At 66.5% G+C, this 3,453-nt stretch carries 4 protein-coding genes and 1 pseudogene; 4 read left to right on the top strand and 1 reads right to left on the bottom strand.

What is annotated here, in order from left to right; translation table 11 throughout:
• A partial coding sequence (locus VEI45_RS13555) for a ferrochelatase (RefSeq protein ID WP_324853970.1) occupies window positions 1-812 on the top strand: 812 nt, incomplete at its 5' end.
• 6 nt (window positions 813-818) lie between these two features.
• Here the strand turns inward: VEI45_RS13555 and VEI45_RS13550 are convergent.
• Window positions 819-1,676, bottom strand: coding sequence for a hypothetical protein (locus VEI45_RS13550; RefSeq protein ID WP_324853968.1), 858 nt, complete (start codon window positions 1,674-1,676; stop codon window positions 819-821).
• Between the two features lie 58 nt (window positions 1,677-1,734).
• Between VEI45_RS13550 and VEI45_RS13545 the strand changes: the two genes are divergently transcribed.
• From VEI45_RS13545 to VEI45_RS13535, 3 genes and pseudogenes are all read left to right on the top strand, one after another.
• On the top strand, window positions 1,735-2,169 hold the full coding sequence (locus VEI45_RS13545; protein ID WP_324853967.1) for an NfeD family protein: 435 nt from the start codon (window positions 1,735-1,737) through the stop codon (window positions 2,167-2,169).
• A gap of 25 nt (window positions 2,170-2,194) precedes the next feature.
• Window positions 2,195-3,331, top strand: a complete 1,137-nt coding sequence (locus VEI45_RS13540; protein WP_414687475.1) for an SPFH domain-containing protein — start codon at window positions 2,195-2,197, stop codon at window positions 3,329-3,331.
• A gap of 1 nt (window position 3,332) precedes the next feature.
• Window positions 3,333-3,453: pseudogene (locus VEI45_RS13535) on the top strand (hypothetical protein); the annotation flags it as partial.

Genomic DNA, 3,453 nt, shown 5'->3' with positions numbered 1-3,453 from the left:
CGGTCTATTTCGGGAATCGCAACTGGGAGCCCTACGTCGAAGACACCGTCGCAACGATGCGCGACAACGGTATTCAGCGTGCTGCAGTGTTCACCACGTCGGCGTGGAGCGGCTATTCCAGCTGCACACAGTATGTCGAGGACATTGCCCGGGCACGCCGGTCGGCCGGGCCGGATGCGCCCGAATTGGTCAAACTGCGACCGTATTTCGACCACCCGCTTTTCGTGCAGATCTTTGCCGACGCGATCGGTGCGGCCTGCGGCGCCTTACCCGCCGAGCGGTGCGCCGACGCGCGGCTGGTCTTCACCGCGCATTCCATCCCGGTGGCCGCTGATCAGCGCTGTGGTCCGCAGCTGTATAGCCGCCAAGTCGGTTACGCCGCGAGGCTGGTCGCGGCGGCCGCCGGATATCGTGATTTCGACCTTGTTTGGCAGTCGCGATCGGGGCCACCGCAGGTTCCGTGGCTGGAGCCCGATGTCGCCGACCATCTTTCGGCGCTGGCCGGCAAAGGAACCAAAGCTGTCATCGTCTGCCCGATAGGGTTTGTCGCGGACCATATCGAGGTGGTGTGGGATCTTGACCAGGAGTTGCGGTCCCAGGCCGAGGCGGCAGGGGTGGCGTTGACGCGGGTCGCTACTCCGAATGCCCACCCGCGATTCGCACGTATGGCCGCCGACCTGATCGATGAATTGCGGTACGGCCGTGGGCCTGCCCGGCTGACCGGATCCGATCCGGTGCCGGGCTGCGCGGCCAGCATCAACGGCGAGCCGTGCCGTCCACCGCACTGCGTTGCCGAAGTACGTTCGGACTGATTGCGGCTAGGCCTGCCAGGCCGCGTGCAGAATCGCGCTGAGCGCAGCCATTCTCGCCGACCGCACCACAGCGGCCAGCGGACGCAGGGCATCGGTGGCGATCTGAGCTTCCGACAGCGACTGCGTTCCGATCCGGGTCAGACCGGCACTGACCGTGATGATCGCGTCGACATGTGCGGCGTTTTCCAGCACCCGCAAGGCGCGCGACGGCGCGGGCTCGGGGACTTGGTGTTGCCGCGCGGATTCCAGTAACTGCTCGACAAGCCCGCGCGGATCGTCGACGTCGACGCCGGTGGACCCCAGCCCGATTGCGGTCAGCGCGTCGGCCGCTGATCGCACTGCCAGCCGGAGGGCGTATTCGGCCTCGCCCAGCTCGGCGTGGTCGACGAGCGCGGCGCCCGGCAGTGAGTAGACGGTCCAGGACAACGCGCACAATTCGGGTACCACGAGTTCGTCGTCGGATTCGTCATAACCGAATTCGGGCACCAGGCCGACGGCCATGCCGGGGTCGTCGGGATTGGCGACGATCACTGCTTCTCCGGCGATCAAGGCATCCCGCTCGAACTGTGTGCCGGCCGCCAGCCCGCGGACGTCGCCGGGAACCGGCAGCACCACGGTGATCGAAGGTGCGCCTGCCGCCGGTCGGCCGGCAGCGGTACGCAGCGTCTGCAGCAGCGACACCGCCCCCGCGTCGTGCACGTCCGGCCAGGGCAGTCCGGTATGGCCCGCCGCGACCGCGTCGTACGCGGTGACCGATTGTATTGGTGCCCAACAAGATAACGCGTCGAGGACGTCGTCGGGCGCCGCCATGCCGGCAAGCCAGGCGTTGGCCCAGACCGAGAGCGTCGCGCTGGGGCACCACATGGTTTCGCAGTCTAGTTGTTCGCGGTGAGCAAGGCCGATCACGCGATATCCTGGCGGCATGCCTGCGGCTGTGATTTGGCTGATCGTCGCGTTCGGGCTGGCCGGTGCGGAGGCGCTGACCGGCGATATGTTCATGCTGATGCTCAGCGGCGGTGCGCTGGCCGCGGCCGGATCCAGTTGGCTGCTGGACTTGCCGATCTGGGCCGACGGGGCAGTATTTCTGGTAGTTTCGCTGCTTCTGGTGGTGCTGGTCCGGCCCGTGCTGCGGCGGCGTCTGACCCCCGCAAAGGGCCTGCCAATGGGAGTCAAGGCGCTGGAGGGGAAAAGCGCGCTGGTCCTCGACCGGGTGGCCCATGACGAAGGTCAGGTGAAAGTGGACGGCCAGGTGTGGACGGCGCGGCCAATGAACGAAGGCGATGTCTTCGAACCCGGCGAGCGGGTGACCGTCCTGCATATCGACGGGGCCACTGCGGTGGTGTGGAAAAACACCTAAGCCGGATGGAGCAATAGGAGGAACTGTGATTGCAGGTCTGGTATTTCTGGCTGTTCTGGTGGCCTTTGCCGCCATAGTGGTGGCCAAATCGGTCGCGCTGATTCCGCAGGCCGAAGCGGCGGTGATCGAACGTCTGGGTCGATACAGCCGCACGATCAGCGGGCAGCTGACCCTGCTGGTTCCGTTCATCGACCGCATCCGTGCGCGCGTCGACCTGCGTGAGCGGGTGGTGTCGTTCCCGCCGCAGCCGGTGATCACCGAGGACAACCTCACGCTCAACATCGACACCGTGGTGTACTTCCAGGTCACCAACCCGCAGGCCGCGGTTTACGAGATCAGCAACTACATCGTCGGCGTCGAGCAGCTGACCACCACCACGCTGCGCAACGTCGTCGGCGGCATGACTCTGGAGCAGACCCTGACCTCCCGCGACCAGATCAACGGCCAACTGCGCGGTGTGCTGGACGAGGCCACCGGCCGTTGGGGACTGCGGGTGGCCCGTGTCGAGCTGCGCAGCATCGACCCGCCGCCGTCGATCCAGGCTTCGATGGAAAAGCAGATGAAGGCCGACCGGGAGAAGCGGGCGATGATCTTGACCGCCGAAGGTACCCGGGAAGCGGCTATCAAACAGGCCGAGGGGGAGAAGCAGTCGCAGATCCTCGCCGCCGAGGGCGCCAAGCAGGCAGCGATCCTGGCCGCTGAGGCCGACCGGCAATCCCGGATGCTGCGGGCGCAAGGTGAGCGGGCCGCGGCCTACTTCCAGGCGCAGGGCCAAGCCAAGGCGATCGAGAAGACGTTCGCCGCGATCAAAGCCGGCCGGCCCACTCCGGAACTGCTGGCCTACCAGTACTTGCAGGTCTTGCCGCAGCTGGCGCAGGGCGAGGCCAACAAGGTGTGGCTGGTGCCCAGCGACTTCGGCACGGCGCTAGAGGGATTCACCAAGCTGCTGGGCGCTCCCGGTTCGGACGGGGTGTTCCGGTATCAGCCATCGCCGGTCGACGACGTGCCCAAGCATGCCGCTGGCGATGATGACGCCGACATCGCCGACTGGTTCTCCACCGAGACCGACCCGGCGATCGTCCAGGCGGTCGCCAAGGCCGAGGCCGACGCGCGCAAACCGGTCGAGGGCACCTACCCGCCGCAGTCCGCACTGAATCAGTGACATGAGCGGTCTGACTTCGCCGAAAACGTATGCGGCGCTTGCCGCGTTCCAGGCCGGTGATGCGGTCGCATGTGCGATCCCGCTGCCAGCGATCACCAAAGCCCTTGACCAGTACGGTGTTC

Source organism: Mycobacterium sp. (genome assembly GCF_035623875.1).
Taxonomy (GTDB): Bacteria; Actinomycetota; Actinomycetes; order Mycobacteriales; family Mycobacteriaceae; genus Mycobacterium.
This window is presented reverse-complemented; position numbering and strand designations above follow the sequence as displayed.